This window comes from Phytohabitans kaempferiae, from assembly GCF_042433955.1.
GTDB classification, from domain to species: Bacteria; Actinomycetota; Actinomycetes; order Mycobacteriales; family Micromonosporaceae; genus Phytohabitans; species Phytohabitans kaempferiae.
Map to the genome: position 1 here is coordinate 92072 of NZ_JBHLUH010000050.1, position 18020 is coordinate 110091.

The following is an 18020-nucleotide window of genomic DNA, read 5'->3' on the forward strand; positions in this document are numbered from 1 at the left end:
GGCCTACGGTCGGACCGTGAGCAAGGACTGGCGCCCCCGCCCACCCTGGGAGTCGCCCGGCGGGCCGTGGGGGCCGCCGGGCGGGCCGGGGCGCACGGGCGGGCCGGGCGGTCGGTGGGAGCCGCGCCCCTGGGATCCCAACCGCAAGCCCCGCCACGGCGGCGGCATGGTCGTGGTCACCGGCGTGGTCCAGGTGCTCGCCGCCCGCACCGCGCGCACCGATCCCGACCTGCTCGGTTACGCCATCCTGCTGGCCGGCCCGATCGCGCTCGGCTTCCGCTACAAGTTTCCGGTGCCCGTGCTGGCCGTCACGATCGCGAGCGCGGTGGGCTTCGCGGCGTGGGCGCAGGAGCCGCGCGGCCCCTACTTCCTCGCCTCGATCTTCGCCCTCTTCGCCGCGATCGACGCGGGCAAGCGGGCCGCCTCGTGGGCGCTGGTCGCCGCGGGCTACGTCGCCTTCGCGGGCGTCACTCGTCCGGATTGGGGGCGGGCCGCGGTCATCGCGGCCGTCGTCGCCGTCGCCCTGCTGCTCGCGGAGGCCAACAGGGTACGCCGGCAGCAGTTCGCCGAGGTCGCCAAGTATCGCGCCGAGCAGGCCCGGGCCCGCGCCGAGCAGGAGAAGCGGCAGGCCAGCGAGGAGCGGCTGCGGATCGCCCGCGAGCTGCACGACGTGCTGGGCCACCACCTGTCCTTGATCAACGTACAGGCGGGGGTGGGGCTCCACCTCATGGACACGCGCCCGGAGCAGGCTCGCGAGGCGCTCAGCGCGATCAAGTCGGCGAGCGCGGAGGCGCTGCGCGAGGTGCGTTCGGTGCTCGGCGTGCTCCGCCCGGAGGAGGAGGCCGCCCCGCGCGCGCCCGCGCCCAGCCTCGCCCGGCTCGACGACCTCACCGCCGACGCCGGCCTGCCGGTGCGCACGGCGGTCGAGGGGGAGCCTCGGCCGCTGCCGGCCGAGGTCGACCGCGCGGCCTACCGGATCGTGCAGGAGGCCCTCACCAACGTGCGCCGCCACGCCGGCCCGGAGGCGGCCGCGGTGGTGACGATCGGATACGGCGAGGGCGCGGTGACCGTGCGCGTGGCGGACAACGGCGTGGGCGGCCAGGCGGCCCCGGAGGCGGGCAACGGCATCGCCGGCATGCGCGCCCGCGCCGCCGCGCTCGGCGGTGAGCTGGCGGCCGGCCCCGGCGACGGCGGCGGCTTCACGGTCGCGGCGACCCTGCCCCTCGCCACCGACGCACCACCGCCAGAGGCCCGCGACGCCGCCGGGCGTGGCGCGGGCACCAGCGAGCACGTCGAGGGGGACGCATGATCAGAGTGCTGCTGGCCGACGACCAAGGGCTGGTGCGGGCCGGGTTCCGGGCGCTGCTCGACGCCGAGCCCGACATCGAGGTGGTCGCCGAGGCCGCCGACGGTGTGGAGGCGGTGCGGCTCGCCGGGCAGACCCGGCCCGACGTGGTGCTCATGGACATCCGGATGCCCGGGGTCGACGGTCTGGAGGCGACCCGCCGGATCGCGGCCGACCCGGCGCTCACGGCGACGCGGATCGTCATCCTCACGACGTTCGAGCTGGATGAATACCTCTTCGAGGCGCTGCGGGTCGGCGCCTCCGGCTTCCTGGTCAAGGACACCGAGCCGGTCGAGCTGCTGCGCGGCGTGCGGGCGGTGGCGGCCGGCGACGCGCTGCTCTCGCCCGGCGTGACCCGGCGGCTGATCGCCGAGTTCGCCGGCCGCGGCGGTGCCCAGCCGGCCGCGCCCGAGCTGTCGCTGGGGCAGCTCACCGACCGCGAGCGCGAGGTGATGGCCCTGGTCGGCGCCGGACTGTCCAATGAGGAGATCGCGGCCCGCCTGGTGGTCAGCCCCGCGACCGCCAAGACCCACGTGAGCCGCGCGATGGTCAAGCTCGGCGCCCGCGACCGCGCCCAGCTCGTGGTCTACGCCTACGAGGCCGGCCTGGTCCGCCCCGGCTGGCTCGCCTGACTGTCCGGTCAGGCCCGGGTCTCAGCGCTCACGGGGTGTGGGCGAACCAGACCGTCGCGTACGCGCCGACGTGCACCTCGGCCGAGTGCGGATGGCCGTGCGAGGGCTGGTCGAGCGCGTCCACGCCGCCGAGGTTGCCCACGCCGGCACCGCCGTAGCAGGCGGCGTCCGTGTTGAGGATCTCCGCCCAGCGGCCGCCGGCCGGCAGACCGATCCGGTAGTCGCAGCGGGGCAGGCCGGAGAAGTTGGCCACGCACGCCACCATCGAGCCGTCCGGTGCGACCCGGATGAACGAGATGACGTTCTGCTGCCAGTCGTCCCAGACAATCCAGCGGAAGCCCTCCGGCGAGGTGTCCAGCGACCACAGCGCCGGGGTCTCCCGGTAGGCGCGGTTGAGGTCGCGCAGCAGTGCCGGCAGGCCGTCGCCGGAGCGTGACCAGTCCAGCCCGGCCTGCTCGCTCCACTCCCGCTCGTCGGCCAGCTCGCAGCCCATGAAGAGCAACTGCTTGCCGGGGAAGGCCCACATGTACGCCAGGAAGCCGCGCACGCCGGCCAGCTTCTGCCACCGGTCGCCGGGCATCTTTCCGATCAGCGAGCCCTTGCCGTGCACGACCTCGTCGTGGCTGATCGGCAGCAGGAACTGCTCGTCGAAGGCGTACACCGTCGGCCAGGTGAGCTGGTCGTGGTGGTACCTGCGGTACATCGGGTCGCGGCAGACGTACTCCAGCGTGTCGTGCATCCAGCCCATGTTCCACTTCAGGCCGAAGCCGAGCCCGCCCCAGTCGACCGGGCGGGAGACGCCGGGCCACGCGGTCGACTCCTCGGCGATCATCACCACGCCGGGGTGATTGCGGTACACCGTCGCGTTCAGCTCGCGGAGGAAGTCGATCGCCTCCAGGTGCTCGTTGCCGCCGTACACGTTGGGCGCCCACTCGCCGGGCTGCCGGGAGTAGTCGAGGTAGAGCATCGAGGCGACCGCGTCGACCCGCAGCCCGTCGATGTGAAACTCCTCCAGCCAGTACAGCGCGTTGGCGACGAGGAAGTTGCGCACCTCGTGGCGGCCGTAGTTGAAGATCAGGCTGCCCCAGTCGGGATGCTCGCCGGCGAACGGATGCTCGTACAGCGCGGTGCCGTCGAAGCCGGCCAGCGCCCACTCGTCCTTGGGGAAGTGGGCCGGTACCCAGTCGAGCAGCACACCGATGCCGGCCTGGTGCAGGCGGTCGACCAGGTGGCGGAACTCGTCCGGCGTGCCGAAGCGGGACGTCGGCGCGTAGTAGCCGGTGACCTGGTAGCCCCACGACGGGCCGTACGGATGCTCGGCGACCGGCATCAGCTCCACGTGCGTGAAGCCCAGGTCGGCCACATAGGACACCAACTGGTCGGCGAGGTCGCGATAGGACAGTCCGGGGCGCCACGAGCCGAGGTGCACTTCGTACACGGACATCGGGCGGGCGTGGTGGTCGGACTGGCGGCCGGCCATCCAGGCGGTGTCCTCCCACCGGTACGCCGACTCGTACACCACCGAGGCGGTGCGCGGCGGGCACTCGGTGTGGAACGCCATCGGGTCGGCGCGATCGGTCCACCGGCCGTCGGCGCCGTGGATCCGGTACTTGTACCGCTGGCCCGGCTCGACGCCCGGCACGAAACCGGCGTGGATGCCGCTGGATCCGACCGGCTCCAGCGGGACGCCGTCGTACGGGCCCCAGCCGGTGAAGTCGCCGATGACGCGGACCTCGTGGGCGTTGGGCGCCCACACGGCGAAGCGGCAGCCGCCCGGGCGCGGATGCGCGCCGAGCACCTCCCAGAGCCGCTCGTGGCGGCCCTGGCCGAAGAGGTGGAGGTCGAGGTCGCCGAGCGGCGGCGGCGTGCCGGGCGAGAACTGGTTGGGGAGGGCGGGCAGGACAGTGGTCATGCCGGATCCCTGCGGAATCGTGGAGCGAAGCGGAGCGATTTCGTGGGGTTTTCAAGATCCCTGCGGAATCGTGGAGCGAAGCGGAGCGATTTCGTGGGGTTTTTCAAGAGAGGACACCGTCCAGCGCGAGCAGGTTGCCCTCCGGCACGACGATCTTGGTGCGTCCCTCTTCCAGCAGCATCTCCGCCTGGCGCGTGTTGAAGACGGAGGACTCGCGGCGGGCGGTGGCGTACGCGGCGGCGGTGCGGGCGGCGATCGTCGACCAGCCGTAGCGCTCGGCCACCATCGTGCGGGCCCGCTGCGCGACCGAACGGGCGAAGGTCTGGTCGCCGAGCAGCGTGCCGACCGCGCCGGCGAGCGCGTCCGGGTCGCTGTGCGGGAACGTCACGCCGGTGACGCCCGGCTCCACGATCTCGGCGAGCCCGCCGGTCGCGGAGACGGCCAGCGGGGCGCCCGCGGCCGCGGCTTCGAGCGCCACCATGCCGAAGGGCTCGTACAGGCTGGGCACCACGGTCGCGTCGGTGGCGGCGAGCACGGCGGGGAGCTGCTTCTCGTTCATGAAGCCGGCGAAGCTCACCGACGGGCCAAGGTCGAGCTTTTCGGCGACCTCTTGCAGTTCGCTCCGGTACGGCCCGTCGCCGGCGATCACGACGCGCAGGTCCGGATGCTCGGCGCGCAGCTTCGGGATCGCGTGCAGGATGTGCTGCACGCCCTTTTCGTACACGAGTCGGCCGGCGAAACCGACCAGTGGGCCCTCGCTGGCGAAGCGCGACCGGGCCGCGGCGACCGCGTTGGGCTGCGCCTGCCAGACCCGGTCGTCGACGCCGTTGGGGATCACCTCGACGCGCGCGGTGGGAAGCTCAAGGAGGCGGCTGACCTCCCACTTCATGTACTCGGAGCAGACCAGCACGCGGCACGCCTCGCGCCCCAGCCACCACTCGACGGAGTGGATGCACTTGTTCATCTCGTCGGGGAGCCAGCCCTGGTGGCGGCCCGCCTCCGTGGCGTGGATGGTGGCGACGAGCGGGAGGTCGAGGTGCTCCTTGAGCGTGACCGCGGTGTGCGTCACGAGCCAGTCGTGGGCGTGGATGACGTCGTACTCGCCGGACTGGGCGGCGCGCAGGGCGGCGCGGGTCAGCGTGTGGTTGAACGCCATCGTCCAGGCGAGCAGGGAGGGCGTGGCGAGCGGGAAGAGCGGCGGGTCCTCGGGCGCGCGCACGATTCGCACGCCGTCCGCGTACTCCTCCAGCGGGGCGCCCGGGGCGTGCCGAGTGACGACGGTGACCTCGTGACCGGCGGCCGCGAGCGAGGTGGAGAGGTGGTGGACGTGCCGCCCGAGCCCTCCGACGACCACCGGTGGGTACTCCCAGGAGAGCATCAGGACCCGCTGACGCGGTGAAGTACGGATGTCGATAACGTCGCCGCCCGCCGATGCCATGAAGCCGCCCCCTAGATGTTGTGCGTCCGCCCCCTGCCCATGCGCGTACCGCACCACGGCTCTGGTGCCTTCGCGTCCTTGGGTTCGGACCAATCGTGCCGGTCACGAGAAAACCAGCGAAGACACCACCGTTGCGTGCATGTAACGCGCACTGATCAAAACCGTCGAGCGCGCAGCGTCTCAGCGACGGACCAACCCTGGAAGGGACAGCCGGTCGCAGCGTGAGGCGCGTACCCGTCGGCGGTTTCGCTTACGGATGCTAGGCCAAACTCGGGCAAATGAGACTCGATACCGGTGAACAACTCGCCAATTCGCCAGCCGACGTTCCGGCACGCATCCGCGTAGGGCCCTATTGTCCACGGCCACACCGTTCCTTGGTGGTATGCCGCGTCTCTTTGCGCCGGCGTGCCGCGATGATTTCCGGTGAAGCCCGGCGAGTCGGGGGCGAGGCTGCGCGGGCCGAGCGGGGTCATGAGCGCGGCGCCGATCATACGCAGCGCCGACTCGTCCGGGTCGAGGGGCGCGCGCGGGAGCGACCAGGCGAGCAGTTGGTTGGGGCGCAGCGACATGTCGTTGCCGCCCGGCCCGTCGAGCACGTCGTACAGCCAGCCGGAGGGGGCGGGGTACCGGGCACAGAACGAGTCGCGCGCCCGGGCGTGTACGGCCGGCGCCGCGCCCGGGTCCTGGCCCACCCGCGCGGCTAGGTCGACGATCGCGGCGAGCCCGTTGACCCAGAGCGCGTTGACCTCGACCGGCTTGCCGAAGCGGGGCGTGACCGGCACGCCGTACACGCGGGCGTCCATCCAGGTCAGCGCCTCGCCCGGCGCGCCCTGGGTCAGCAACCCGTCGGCCGGGTCGGCGCGGATGCCGTACCGCGTGCCGGCCAGGTGCGCGTCGACGACCCCGCGCAGGGCGGGCAGCAGCTCGGCGGCCAGGTCGGTGTCGCCGGTGACCGCCACGTGCCGGTCGACCGCGTGCAGGTACCACATCGTCGCGTCGCAGGTGTTGTACTCGACGCTGCCGGTGTCGGCGGTGTTGGCGAGCATGCCCTCGGAGAGCGTGCCGGCGTAGGCGCGCAGCAGCTCCCGCCCCTCCTCCGCGCGCCCGGTGGCGAGCAGCAGCCCTTCGTACGAGGTCATCGTGTCGCGCGACCACGCGCCGAACCACGGGTAGCCGGCGACCACGTCCGGCCCGGTGCTCGTGCGCACCACGAAGGCGTCGGCCGCGAGGGCGAGCGTGGCGTCGACCGGGTCGGCCGGGGCGGCGGCCGCGATGACCTTCCAGTGCCGCTCGCGGGCGGCCGCCACGACCTCGGTCGCCGGGGCGGGCCGGTCGTCCAGGTCACCGGCCCAGGCGAGCACCTCCAGCGTGTCGCCCGGCGTGTCGAGCGAGCGGCCGAAGCGACCCGCGTACCAGAGGTCTTCTTCAGGCTGGAGCCCGCGCGCGGCCTCCTCCCGGTGGTGCGCGCCGCGCCACCATTGCCCGGTCGGCGTCCAGCCGGGGCCGGCCATCCGGTACGCCTGCTCGACGACCGCGCCGTCGGCGGTGGGGAGCACGCGCGGGGGCGGGCCGTCGGCGTACCGCTCGCCGTGCGCGTCCCGCCACGTGCACAAGGCGTCCACTGAAAGCCGTACCGTGCCCCCGGATGGGCCGGCGATCAGCCGGTGCACGACCGCGACCGCCGGGCGCCCGTGCACCATGGCGATCTCCCGCTCGATCACCACGTCGCCGATCCGCCAGCGCCAGCGGGGGAGCCCGTCGGCGAGGTCGAAGCGCTCGATCAGGTGGTGCCCCTTCGGCTCGACCGCGCCGGAGGCCCACTCGTGCGTGGCGAGCCGCACCTGCGCGCCGGAGGGCAGGGTGATCACCGGATCGAGTGACACCAGGCCCACATGGCGGGACGCCGGGACATTTCCGGCCACCACGAGGAGGGCATGGTAGCGGCGCGTGCGCAGCCCGGAGACCGTACCCATGGCGTAGCCGCCGAGACCGTCGGTGAGCAGCCACTCCCGTGTGGCGCCCGCCACGAGATCACCACAGACCTGCGGCCCGAACGCGAGGGGAATCATTAGGCTCCCTTACCAAGAGTGGGTGGCGGTGACGGCGTCTGTAACACGCCACCGGGACAATGGTCCCGTGTGGTCACGACGACGGAAGGTGAAGGTGGCGAGCGGGGTGACGTCCGCCAGCGACGCGGAGCATACGCGGCTGGCACAGGCGAATGCGGGGGAACAGCCGTGGCGGGCCTGGGGGCCATACCTGTCCGAGCGGGCGTGGGGCACGGTGCGGGAGGACTACAGCGAGCACGGCACGGCGTGGGACTACTTCCCCCACGACTGCGCGCGTTCCCGCACCTACCGGTGGAACGAGGACGGCATGGCCGGGGTCTGTGACGACCGGCAGACGTTCTGCTTCGCCCTCGCGCTGTGGAACGGCCAGGATCCCATCCTCAAGGAGCGGATGTTCGGCCTCGGCGGCGACGGGGGCAACCACGGGGAGGACGTCAAGGAGTACTGGTGGTACGAGGACTCGACCCCGACCCACTCCTGGATGCGCTGGCGCTACCACTATCCGCAGACCGCCTTCCCCTACGACGACCTGGTGGCCGTCAACGCCGCTCGGGGCCGTGACGAGACCGAGTACGAGCTCGTCGACACCGGCGTCTTCGACGACGACCGCTACTGGGCGGTCACCGTCGACTACGCCAAGGCGTCGCCCACCGACATGTGCATCGTGATCAACGTGGCAAACCGCGGTCCGGACACCGCGACGCTGCACGTCCTGCCCACACTGTGGTTTCGCAACACCTGGTCGTGGGGGCTGCCGGGGCGCGATCAGGTGCCCGTGCTCCGGGGCGGCGACGGGCGGCTGGTCGGTGAGCACTGGGTTCTCGGCCAGGTGGTGCTCCAGGGCGAGGGCGACCCGACCGTGCTGTGCTGCGACAACGAGACCAACACGCAGCGGCTGTGGGGGCTGCCCGGCCGGAGTGAGTACCCCAAGGACGGCATCAACGACCACGTGGTCGACGGTGCCGATACGGTTAATCCCGACCAGACGGGAACAAAAGGCGCACTGCACTATGAGCTGACCGTCCCGCCCGGCGGGGAGATGTGGATCCGGCTGCGCCTCACGCTCACCTCGCCGCCGCCCGGCAACGAGGCGGCGCCCCTGCTCGACCTCGGCAAGGGCTTCGACGAGGTGGTGGCCGCGCGGCGCGCCGAGGCCGACGCCTACTTCACCTGGCTCACGCCCAAGGGCGCCTCCCGCGAGGAGGCGGCCGTGCTCCGCAAGGCCATCGCGGGGCTGATGTGGGGAAAGCAGTTCTACCACTTCGACGTCGAGCAGTGGCTCAACGGCGACCCGGCCAGCGCGTCGCCGCCGCCCGGCCGCAAGCACGGGCGCAACAGCGCCTGGTGGCACATGAACAGCTTCGACGTGATCTCCATGCCCGACCCCTGGGAGTACCCCTGGTACGCCGCCTGGGATCTGGCGTTCCACTGCGTCACGCTGGCCCGGGTCGACCCGGAGTTCGCCAAGCACCAGGTGCTCCTGCTCCTGCGCGAGTGGTACATGCACCCCAACGGGCAGATCCCGGCGTACGAGTGGGCGTTCGGCGACGTCAACCCGCCCGTACACGCGTGGGCGGCCCTCCGGGTCTTCGAGATCGACGGCGGGCGCGACTACGACTTCCTCGCCCGCGTGATGCACAAGCTGCTGCTCAACTTCACCTGGTGGGTCAACCGCAAGGACATCAACGGCAACAACGTCTTCGAGGGCGGCTTCCTCGGCCTCGACAACGTGGGCCCGTTCGACCGCTCGGCCGCGCTGCCGGTCGCCGGCGTGCTGGAGCAGTCCGACGGCACCGGTTGGATGGCCATGTACGCGCTCAACCTGCTCGACATGGCCGTGCGCCTCGCCGAGCACGACCACGCGTACGAGGACGTGGCGACAAAGTTCTTCGAGCACTTCGCGTACATCGCGGCGGCCGCGTACCAGCAGGGGCTCTGGGACGAGGAAGACTCCTTCTTCTACGACCAGCTCCGGCTGCCCGACGGCTCGACGGTGCCGCTCAAGGTGCGGTCGGTGGTCGGGCTGCTCCCGCTCGCCGCCACGACCACGCTCAGCTCGCGCACGCTCGGCCGGCTGCCCGAGCTGGCCGCGCGGCTGCGGTGGTTCCTGACCAACAAGCCGGCGTACGCCGACGTGGTGGGCGCCCGCCGGCTCGCCGGTGACGGGCTCAAGCGGCGGCTGCTGTCGATGGTCGGGCCGGATCAGATCGTGCGGATCCTGGCGCGGATGCTCGACGAGGAGGAGTTCCTCTCGCAGTACGGGCTGCGCACGCTCTCCCGCCGCCACCTCGATAAGCCGTTCACCGTCGAGCTGGGCGGGCAGGAGTTCGCGGTCGGGTACGAGCCGGCCGAGTCGACCAGCGGCCTCTTCGGCGGCAACTCCAACTGGCGCGGCCCGATCTGGATGCCCACCAACTTCCTGCTGATCTGCGCGCTGCGCGACTACGCCGCCTTCTTCGGCGACGGGCTGGTGATCGAGCATCCGACCCGTTCCGGCAAGAAGCGCACGCTCAACGAGGTGGCCGACGACCTCTCCGACCGGTTGATCTCGCTCTTCGTGCCCGACGCGTGGGGCCGCCGCCCGATGTACGGCGCGTGCGAGCTGTTCCAGCGCCATCCCGACTGGAAGGACCTGATCGCGTTCCCGGAGTACTTCCACGGCGACAACGGGGCCGGGCTCGGGGCGTGGCACCAGACCGGCTGGACCGCGCTGGTGGCCGACCTGATCCTGACCACGAGACGGTCAACGGAAAGGTAGGGCTCCTTCCGTCCGGCCTATCCGTAGTCAGAGCACCAGCGCCCACACCACCAGTGCGGCCGCGATCACGGCGTTGAGGGCCGTGCCCAGCCAGGTGAGCCATGGGTACCGGCCGCGGTTGTTGAGCGGCGCGGACCGCCACCGGGGGATGGTCCGGACCACCGCGTAGCCGCACAGCCCCACGCCCACCGCCCACAGCACCGGCGGCACGGTCTGCCACAGGCCGACGGGAGCGGCCAGCGCCGGCATCGCCACCGCCCAGACGCCGTTGGAGACCAGGCGCAGCCGGTCGATGCCGGCCTGCCGCGCGGCGCCCAGCAGCCCGAGCCCGCCGCCGAAGGTCATGAAGGCCGTGGCCACGAGCCGCAGCGCCACCTGGAAGTCGAAGCCACCCCCGCCGGGCTCGGTGCCGAGCAGTCGCCGGCCGAGGTCGTCGACCGACCGGTCGGTGTTGCCGAGCACGACGACGCCGAGGCCGGCGGCGCGGTCGAATCCGGCGTACGCCCGGAAGCCGCCCGTGCCGCCGTTGTGCCAGGTGATCTCGCGACCGCCTGACTGATCGGTGAACCAGCCGTAGCCGATCCGCTCGTCCTCGCCCGCGTCGAAGCGCGGGGTCGCCGCGTCGGCGCCGGGCGCGGTGCCGGCCATCGTGGCGGACACGAGCTTCGCGACGTCGGTGGCGGTGGACCACGCGCCGCCGGCCGGCGCGTAGCCGGTGGCGCTCCACGGGTCGACCGGGCGGCCGCCGGCGGTGAAGCCCTGGGGCGCGCCCTCGGGCGGCGTGAAGCCGGTCGCCGCCATGCCCAGCGGGGCGAGGATCCGCCGCTCGACCAGCTCGGGGTAGGGGACGCCGGCGCGCTGGGCGAGCGCGTGCCCCAGCACCGACACGCCGTAGTTGCTGTAGCTGACCTCCTGCTCGCCGCCGCCCGCGCTGGCGCCGCCCACTGTGGACAGCAGCCACTCGGTGTCCGCGCTGCCGTACGGGTCGTTGCCGCCGAGTGTGTTCAGCACCACGCCGGCGGCCTGTACCGGCCCGGTAAAGCGGATCCTCGGCAGCCCGGAGCGGTGGCTGGCCAGCTCGGCGAGCGTGGCATCGGCGGTGTCCGGATCCTCGAAGTCCACTGTGGGCAGCAGATCGGCGAGCCTCTGGTCGGCGCGCACGGTGCCGTCGCGGACCAGGTCGGCAAGGAGCATGCCGGTGAGCGTCTTGCCGATCGAGCCGATCTCGAACGGCGTCTCCGCGCCGACCGCGCCGCCCCGCCCGTCGTCGCCGAGGCCGGCGGTGCGGACCTGACCACCCTCCACAGTGGCCACCGCCAGCCCTCGGTATCCGGTCGGGTCGTCCACCAGCGCCCGCACGCGCGCGGCCAGCTCGGCGTCGCCGGTGGTCTCGGTGCCCAGCTCCGCCGCGCGTGGCCCGACCAGCCAGGCGAACGCGGCGACGAGGACGGCGGCGAGCACGGCCCACCGGTCGAGTCGCGGCGCCCTCATCGCCGGGCCGCCGTCAGCGTGACGAGCAGGGGGACGACCCGCTCGGGGGGCACGATGTATTGCCCGCGCCCGTTGGTGCGCAGCCAGCCGGCGCTGACCAGTTGCCGCAGGTGGTGGTAGAGCTGGCCGCTGGTGCCCAGGCCTTCCACTTCGGACAGCTCGGCCGCGGCGTGGCGCCCGCCGAGCACCTCGCGCAGCAGCGTCAACCGCACCGGATGGGCGAGCGCGGAGAGCGTGGCGGCCACCTCGGACCAGTCGCCGCGCATCAGGTCGGCGGTGGTCGCGCCGTACTGCCACTCGTAACGCTCGCCCTCCGACGGCGCCACGACCCCGGTGTAGAGGACCGCTCCGGCGCCGTCCGGGACCCGCTCCTTCAGCCCCTCCAGCGCCCAGAAGACATCCCCGGTACGAACGGCGGGCTCACCGGGCTCCGGCGATGACCGGTCCGCGCGGGCGGCCAGCGCGGCGACCTGCTCCTCCAGCGCCGCGACGCGTTCCTCGAGCGTGCTCATGTTCCCGAGTATTACGCAATTACGTAGTAGCGACAAGTCCTCATCGGGCCCGGCGGCGGAACAGCACCGCGGAGAGGGCCATCGAGACCAGCAGCAGCCCGCCGCACCACGCGAGCGCCTGCCAGCCGCTGCCGCCGACCGCCGTGCCCAGCAGCAGGGCGCGCACCGTCTCGATCACCGGTGTGGCCGGCTGGTGCTCGGCGAACCCGTGCAGCCAGCCGGGCATCGTGTCGATCGGCACGAACGCGCTGCTCGGGTACGGCAGGAAGAGCACGAAGAAGGTGAACCCGCTGGCCGCCTCGACCGACGAGGCGAGCAGCCCCACCGCCGCGGAGAGCCACGACATCGCGAGTACGAACAGCAACAGCACGCTCGACGCGGCCAGCCACTCCAGCGGCCCGGCCTGGGGGCGGAAGCCGATCAGCAGCGCCACGCCGAAGACCAGCGCGATCGAGATCGTGTTGCGGGCCAGGCTCGCGACCACGTGGCCGGCGAGGATCGCCACCCCGCCCACGTCCATGGAGCGGAAGCGGTCGATCACCCCGCTGGTCATGTCCTGCGCGACCGTGACCGCCGTGGCCGCGGCGCTGTAGCCGGCGCAGAGCAGGATCACTCCGGGCACCACGTACGTCACGTACGCCGTGCCGGTGTCGATCGCGCCGCCGAAGAGGTAGACGAAGAGCAGCATCACGATGACCGGCAGCGCGAGCGAGAAGAGCAGCGCGTCGACGGTGCGCCCGGAGAGGCGTACCGAGCGTTCGATCATGACCAACGCGTCAGACACGCGCCGCCTCCTTCGTAGTGCGACCGGTGAGCTGGAGGAAGACGTCGTCGAGCGTGGCGGTGTGCACCGCGAACCGGGTCACCTCAGTGCGTGCCGGGTCGACCTCGTCGAGCAGCGCCCGGATGTGCGCGGCGCTGCCGTCGGTGGCCACGCTCAGCGTCAGCCGCTCCGGGGCGCGGTGCGCGAGCCGGCCGTGGAGATGGGCAGCCACCGCCTTGTACGCCCCGCGGCCGGTGAGCGTCAGGTCGAGGCGCTGCCCGGCGACCCGCTCCTTGAGCTGGGCCGCGGTGCCCTCGGCGACGATCCGGCCGTGGTCGAGCACCGCGATCCGGTCGGCGAGCTGGTCGGCCTCCTCGAGGTACTGCGTGGTGAGGAAGACCGTGACGCCGGTGCGCACCAGGCCGCGTACGACGTCCCACATCGCCTGCCGCCCGCTCGGGTCCAGCCCGGTCGTCGGCTCGTCCAGGAAGATCACCGAAGGCTGGCCGACGAGGCTCGCGGCCAGGTCGAGGCGGCGCCGCATGCCGCCGGAGTACGTGGCCACGCGCCGGTCGCCCGCCTCGGCCAGGTCGAAGCGGGCGAGCAGTTCGGCGGCGCGCGCCCGGGCGTCCCGCCGGCCCAGCGCGGCCAGCCGAGCGGTCATCCGCAGGTTCTCCGCGCCGGTCTGCAACTCGTCGACCGCCGCGTACTGCCCGGTGAGGCTGATCGCCCGGCGGACCCGGCGCCGCTCGCGCACCACGTCGAAGCCGGCGACCGTGGCGCTCCCCGCGTCGGGACCGGTGAGCGTGGCGAGGATGCGGACGGTGGTGGTCTTGCCCGCGCCATTCGGCCCGAGCAGCGCGAACACGCTGCCCCGCACGACGCGTAGGTCGACGCCGGCGAGCACGGGAGTGCCGCCGTAGGACTTCGCGAGGGCGTGCGCCTCGACTGCGTACGCTGTACCAGACATGCAGTACATCGTACGAATACCTAGTCAGAAGCGTCAAACTGTACTAGTGTAGGGGTTGTGAGTACTAGTACAGGTGAGCCGCCGTACCGCCGGATCGCCGCGGAGATCCGGCGTCGGATCGCGGCCGGTGAGCTGCGCCCCGGCGACCGCGTCCCCTCGACCCGGCGGATCACGCAGGAGTTCGACGTCGCGCTGGCGACCGCCACCAAGGCGCTCGCGACGCTGCGGCAGGAGGGGGTGGTCGAGGCGGTGCCGCGGATCGGCACGATCGTCGCCCGCTCGGCCGCACCGCCTGCGCCGCCCGCCCGCCGCCCCACCGGAGGCGAGCTGACGGCGGAGGGCGTGGTGCGCACCGCCATCCGGATCGGCGACGCCGAAGGGCTCGACGCGGTCACCGTCCGCCGGGTCGCCGCCGAGTTGGGCATCCCGCCGATGTCGCTCTACCGCTACGTGCCGAGCATGGAGGAGCTACGCACGCGGATGGTGGACGTGCTCTTCGGCGAGGTGACGCTCCCCGAGCCGCCACCGGGCTGGCGGGCCCAGGTGGAGCTGGTCTTCCGCGCGATGTGGCAGATCTTCGAGCGACACCGGTGGGCGGCGCGGCTGATCTCGTTCACCCGGCCGGCGCCGTCGCCGCACGGGATGGCGTACACCGAGCGAGTCATGCGCCCCCTGCTGGAGGCCGGCCTCGACGAGCGGACCGCGCTGCATGCCATCCTTACGCTCGCCGGGCACGTCACGATCACCGCGCTCCAGGTCGAGCGGGAGGCCGAGGCCGTGCAGGACACCGGCCAGACCCGCGACGACTGGATCCAGGCGCACGACGAGACGATGACGCAGCTGGTCGACGCCGGGCCGTACCCGACCATCGGCGCCATCACCGACGGCCCCGACCTCGACGCGGCCTTCGAGCTGGGCCTGGCCCTGATCCTCGACGGCCTCGCCCGGCGGATCGAGGCGGCGCAGGCGGCCGGACGTGCCGACACCGCGACCTAGACGATCTATCCCAAGAGACAGATCCGGGCTGCCGCGATGCTCGTCGTGGTCCGGACGGCTTCGCCCTGCTTCGGGCGTCCGCCGTCCGGACGCGGCGCCATCTCCTATCCGGAAACAGGTCAATCCCGACCCCGACGCGCTCACGGCTCCGGCCGCGGCCGGCGTCTGCTCATCCAGCGTGCCGCCCTTTCGGCGCGTGGCGTGACCGGGCGCGGGATTCACGCCGGGGCGAGCGGGGCGCGGCCGATCGTCGAGTAGAGGAGGTGGCCGCGGAGGACCAGGCCGGAGTGGCGGTCGGTGACGAGCCAGCGCAGGTGGTCGAGCTCGGCCGCGCTGAGGCCGGCGGCCAGCAGGCGGGACCGGAAGAGGTCCAGGTTGACCGTCACCAGCAGCGCGCCGGGGCTGCCCGCCGGCCAGACCGGGGAGTGGATCGCGGTGTCGACGCCGGCCAGCCCGGCGCCCACCATCTGGCCGTGGATCCGCGTGGCCCAGGTGGGGTCGGAGCCGATGACCGTCATGAGAATCCGTTGGTAGCGCTCGAACAGTGCCACGTCGTGCTGGTCGGGAGCGTCGACGACGAGGTGCTCAGGGCGGATGTGCCAGTCTTCGACGGCCAAGCTGCCACCGGGGGCGAGGGCGGCGGCCAGCTTGCGCAGCACCGCTTCCCGCTCGGCGAGGTGGAGCAGGAGCAGCCGGGCGTGGATCAGGTCGTAGGGCGGGTCGGGCACCGGCTCGGCGGTGATGTCGTGGGCGAGCACGCGGATGCCCGCCCTCGTCGGCACGCGGTGGGGCTTGAGGTCGGTGGCGACCACGGTCGCGCCGCGGTCGGCGAGCCAGCGGGCGACGCTCCCGGCGCCGGCACCGACCTCGAGGCAGCGCGTGCCGGGCACCGCGACCACTGTGGACAGACGGGACCGGGTGAAGTCGTCGAGCATCGCCGAAAGGCACGCGTGCTGCCGAAATGCCACTTCGACGTCGTTGTCATAGGCGTAGCCGCCGGGCACTGGACCTCCTGGGAGGGTGAGGCGACCCGGGCCGCCCTAGGTTGCCGACCAAGGGGCAGGGCCGCCTCACTTGGCCAACCTAGGGTTCTAGGGACCCTGAGTCAATTGGGTACGACGAATACTTGAGACCCCAGGGCGGGCATGATCAAATGTCATACGCCGACCAAGGGGAGTGCCAGCACATGCCCGCCGTGCCCGTTTATCGCAAGATCATTAATGACATCCGCGAACGGATAGAGTCCGGTGAACTCAAGGCGGGAGACAAGCTGCCCTCGATCGCCGAGCTGATGCAGACATACGAGTGCAGCGACACCCCGGTCAAAGCGGCGCTCGGCCGGCTCCAGGACGCTGGGGTGTTGGAGGGCCACCAGGGGCGTGGGGTTTACGTCATGGGCAAGCCCGTCACGGGCACATCGTCGGCGATTTCGTCCTCCCCAGGCCAGTAGAATCACGCTCGACCACACCGTACCTGCCCCCTGGGATGTGGTGCAGCCATGCCAATCTTCGACGTTGTCGTGGTCGGCGCGGGCGTCATCGGGCTGACGTCGGCCCTGCGGTTGCAGGAGGCTGGTGCCCAGGTCGCGCTGGTCGCCGCCGACCCGCCCGCCGAGACGGTCTCCGCGGTCGCCGCCGCTGTGTGGTACCCCACGCGCACCGACCCCGACCCCCGTGTGCTGGCCTGGGCCGGCGAGACCTACGACGAGCTGGCCCGCCAGGCGGCCGCGGGCGTGCCGGGGGTGGCGATGCGCCCCACCCGCATGATCGTGCGGCCCTCCGACGACCCATGGTGGTCCCGGGTCGTACCAGATTATGAAGACCACGGCCGGGAGTGGCGGTTCAGCGTGCCCACGGTGGAGATGGTCCCCTACCTGGAGTGGCTGCTGGCGCGACTGGCCGACGGCGGCACGGTGCTGGAGCGCCGCCGCCTGCGCGGCCTTGCGGAGGCCGCGGAGCTGGCGCCCGTCGTGGTCAACGCCACCGGCCTGGCGGCCGGTGAGCTGTGCGCCGACCCCGCAGTCTTCCCGGCCCGCGGGCGCATCGTGCTGGTCGCCAACCGGGGCATCGAGACGTCGGTACGGGCGGAGCACCACGCCGACGGGATGGTGTACGTGCACCCCCGGTCGCGGGACGTCGTGCTGGGCGGCACGTTCGAGCCGGGGGAGTGGGACACCGGGCCGGATCCGCAGGCCGCGCGCGCGATCGTCGCCCGCTGCGTCGACGTGGTGCCCGAGCTGGCCGGTGCACCGGTGCTGGGCGAGCGCGCCGGGCTGCGGCCGGTGCGGCGGGGCGGGGCGCGGGTCGGCGAAGATCCCGAGCGGCTGCCGGGCGGTGCCCGTCTCATCCACAACTACGGGCACGGAGGTGCCGGAGTCACGCTGTCCTGGGGATGCGCGGCCAGTGTTCTCGTAGACTTCGGGCCGTGACCTCGGTCCAGATCGCGGAGAGCCACACCCTACGGCGCGACGCGCGCCGCAACCGGGCGCTGATCATCGAGGCGGGGCGCGAGGTCTTCGCGATCTCCGGCTTCGCCGCGCCGCTGGACGCGGTGGCCCGCCGGGCCGGCGTGGGGCGGGGCACGCTCTACCGCCACTTCCCCGACCGCTACGCGCTGGCGGTCGCCATCTTCGAAGACAACGTCCGCGACATCGAGCGGCTGGCGGAGGCACACCGGGGCCGCGTCGACGCGTTCGACGCGCTGCTGCGGGCGCTGGTCGACCACCAGGTGCGCAGCCACGGCCTGCACCAGGCACTGGCCAAGGGCACGGAGGCGCCGGAGTTGCAGGCGCTGGCCGAGCGGATCGTGCTGGCCTTCGGCGAGCCGGTGCGGCGGGCACAGGAAGACGGCGCGCTCCGACCCGACCTGGCCACCGCCGACCTGCTCGACATCATGCGCATGGTCGCCGCGATCATAGAGGGGGTCGACGACATCGACCTGCGCCGCGCCAACGCCGAGCGCGCGATCGACCCTGCTCCGCCACGGGCTGCGCGCCTGACTCCCGCCCAGCATCCAGCCCGGCGGCACGCTCCACAATGGAGCATCGCGGCGTGCTTCGGCTCCGGGACGAGGCTGCACTAGAGACCTTTCGGGGTCAGGGTGGGCGTAGGCCGGTGGCGGCCAGGTAGCTGTCG

At 72.5% G+C, this 18020-nt stretch carries 15 protein-coding genes; 7 read left to right on the forward strand and 8 right to left on the reverse strand.

Annotation, left to right across the window (positions count from 1 at the left end; genetic code table 11):
* The first annotated feature begins 16 nt into the window (after positions 1-16).
* Positions 17-1309 carry a sensor histidine kinase gene (locus ACFFIA_RS24170; RefSeq protein WP_377254028.1) on the forward strand — a complete coding sequence of 431 codons (1293 nt, stop codon included), beginning with the start codon at positions 17-19 and terminating at the stop codon, positions 1307-1309.
* Positions 1306-1977, forward strand: a complete 672-nt coding sequence (locus ACFFIA_RS24175; RefSeq protein WP_377254030.1) for a response regulator — start codon at positions 1306-1308, stop codon at positions 1975-1977. Before ACFFIA_RS24170 ends, ACFFIA_RS24175 begins: the two co-directional genes overlap by 4 nt.
* A 28-nt stretch (positions 1978-2005) precedes the next feature.
* Here ACFFIA_RS24175 and glgB read toward each other — a convergent pair whose 3' ends face one another.
* The 3 genes from glgB to ACFFIA_RS24190 form a co-directional block, all read right to left on the reverse strand.
* Complete coding sequence (gene glgB / locus ACFFIA_RS24180) at positions 2006-3889, reverse strand: 1,4-alpha-glucan branching protein GlgB (protein WP_377254032.1); 1884 nt, start codon at positions 3887-3889, stop codon at positions 2006-2008.
* A gap of 103 nt (positions 3890-3992) precedes the next feature.
* Positions 3993-5327 (reverse strand): glycosyltransferase family 4 protein, encoded by a 1335-nt coding sequence (locus ACFFIA_RS24185; protein ID WP_377254034.1) that lies wholly within the window; start codon positions 5325-5327, stop codon positions 3993-3995.
* A gap of 155 nt (positions 5328-5482) precedes the next feature.
* Positions 5483-7396: an amylo-alpha-1,6-glucosidase gene (locus ACFFIA_RS24190; RefSeq protein ID WP_377254036.1), complete on the reverse strand. Its 1914-nt coding sequence runs from the start codon at positions 7394-7396 to the stop codon at positions 5483-5485.
* A 106-nt stretch (positions 7397-7502) separates the two neighbouring features.
* Here ACFFIA_RS24190 and ACFFIA_RS24195 point away from each other — a divergent pair, with 106 nt between their 5' ends.
* A complete protein-coding gene (locus ACFFIA_RS24195) occupies positions 7503-10154 on the forward strand; it encodes an MGH1-like glycoside hydrolase domain-containing protein (RefSeq protein ID WP_377254038.1) in 2652 nt (883 codons plus the stop codon).
* Positions 10155-10181: 27 nt separating this feature from the next.
* On the opposite strand, the gene ACFFIA_RS24200 is transcribed toward ACFFIA_RS24195, so the two are convergent.
* Genes ACFFIA_RS24200 through ACFFIA_RS24215 form a run of 4 tightly spaced genes read right to left on the reverse strand, consistent with a single transcriptional unit; the run spans position 10182 to position 13890 of the window.
* Complete coding sequence (locus ACFFIA_RS24200) at positions 10182-11645, reverse strand: serine hydrolase domain-containing protein (RefSeq protein WP_377254040.1); 1464 nt, start codon at positions 11643-11645, stop codon at positions 10182-10184.
* Positions 11642-12157 carry an ArsR/SmtB family transcription factor gene (locus ACFFIA_RS24205; RefSeq protein WP_377254042.1) on the reverse strand — a complete coding sequence of 172 codons (516 nt, stop codon included), beginning with the start codon at positions 12155-12157 and terminating at the stop codon, positions 11642-11644. The genes ACFFIA_RS24200 and ACFFIA_RS24205 overlap by 4 nt, the downstream gene beginning before the upstream one ends.
* Positions 12158-12197: 40 nt before the next feature.
* Positions 12198-12941, reverse strand: coding sequence for an ABC transporter permease (locus ACFFIA_RS24210; protein WP_377254044.1), 744 nt, complete (start codon positions 12939-12941; stop codon positions 12198-12200).
* Positions 12934-13890: an ATP-binding cassette domain-containing protein gene (locus tag ACFFIA_RS24215; protein WP_377254046.1), complete on the reverse strand. Its 957-nt coding sequence runs from the start codon at positions 13888-13890 to the stop codon at positions 12934-12936. The genes ACFFIA_RS24210 and ACFFIA_RS24215 overlap by 8 nt, the downstream gene beginning before the upstream one ends.
* Before the next feature lie 57 nt (positions 13891-13947).
* Between ACFFIA_RS24215 and ACFFIA_RS24220 the strand changes: the two genes are divergently transcribed.
* A complete protein-coding gene (locus ACFFIA_RS24220; RefSeq protein ID WP_377254048.1) occupies positions 13948-14886 on the forward strand; it encodes a TetR/AcrR family transcriptional regulator C-terminal domain-containing protein in 939 nt (312 codons plus the stop codon).
* A 218-nt stretch (positions 14887-15104) separates the two neighbouring features.
* Here the strand turns inward: ACFFIA_RS24220 and ACFFIA_RS24225 are convergent, their stop codons facing one another.
* A complete protein-coding gene (locus ACFFIA_RS24225; protein ID WP_377254050.1) occupies positions 15105-15890 on the reverse strand; it encodes a class I SAM-dependent methyltransferase in 786 nt (261 codons plus the stop codon).
* 182 nt (positions 15891-16072) lie between these two features.
* Here ACFFIA_RS24225 and ACFFIA_RS24230 point away from each other — a divergent pair, with 182 nt between their 5' ends.
* From ACFFIA_RS24230 to ACFFIA_RS24240, 3 genes are read left to right on the forward strand one after another with little or no spacing between them, the layout of a single operon-like run.
* Positions 16073-16336, forward strand: a complete 264-nt coding sequence (locus ACFFIA_RS24230; protein ID WP_377254052.1) for a winged helix-turn-helix domain-containing protein — start codon at positions 16073-16075, stop codon at positions 16334-16336.
* A 48-nt stretch (positions 16337-16384) separates the two neighbouring features.
* Complete coding sequence (locus ACFFIA_RS24235; RefSeq protein WP_377254054.1) at positions 16385-17314, forward strand: FAD-dependent oxidoreductase; 930 nt, start codon at positions 16385-16387, stop codon at positions 17312-17314.
* Positions 17311-17967 carry a TetR/AcrR family transcriptional regulator gene (locus tag ACFFIA_RS24240; RefSeq protein WP_377254056.1) on the forward strand — a complete coding sequence of 219 codons (657 nt, stop codon included), beginning with the start codon at positions 17311-17313 and terminating at the stop codon, positions 17965-17967. Before ACFFIA_RS24235 ends, ACFFIA_RS24240 begins: the two co-directional genes overlap by 4 nt.
* Positions 17968-18020: the final 53 nt, after the last annotated feature.

Coding starts and splice junctions, on each gene's coding strand:
- ACFFIA_RS24215 (WP_377254046.1), bottom strand. CDS start 13,890: ATGTCTGGTACAGCGTACGCAGTCGAGGCGCACGCCCTCGCGAAGTCC.
- ACFFIA_RS24230 (WP_377254052.1), top strand. CDS start 16,073: ATGCCCGCCGTGCCCGTTTATCGCAAGATCATTAATGACATCCGCGAA.
- ACFFIA_RS24205 (WP_377254042.1), bottom strand. CDS start 12,157: ATGAGCACGCTCGAGGAACGCGTCGCGGCGCTGGAGGAGCAGGTCGCC.
- ACFFIA_RS24175 (WP_377254030.1), top strand. CDS start 1,306: ATGATCAGAGTGCTGCTGGCCGACGACCAAGGGCTGGTGCGGGCCGGG.
- ACFFIA_RS24200 (WP_377254040.1), bottom strand. CDS start 11,645: ATGAGGGCGCCGCGACTCGACCGGTGGGCCGTGCTCGCCGCCGTCCTC.
- glgB (WP_377254032.1), bottom strand. CDS start 3,889: ATGACCACTGTCCTGCCCGCCCTCCCCAACCAGTTCTCGCCCGGCACG.
- ACFFIA_RS24235 (WP_377254054.1), top strand. CDS start 16,385: ATGCCAATCTTCGACGTTGTCGTGGTCGGCGCGGGCGTCATCGGGCTG.
- ACFFIA_RS24185 (WP_377254034.1), bottom strand. CDS start 5,327: ATGGCATCGGCGGGCGGCGACGTTATCGACATCCGTACTTCACCGCGT.
- ACFFIA_RS24190 (WP_377254036.1), bottom strand. CDS start 7,396: ATGATTCCCCTCGCGTTCGGGCCGCAGGTCTGTGGTGATCTCGTGGCG.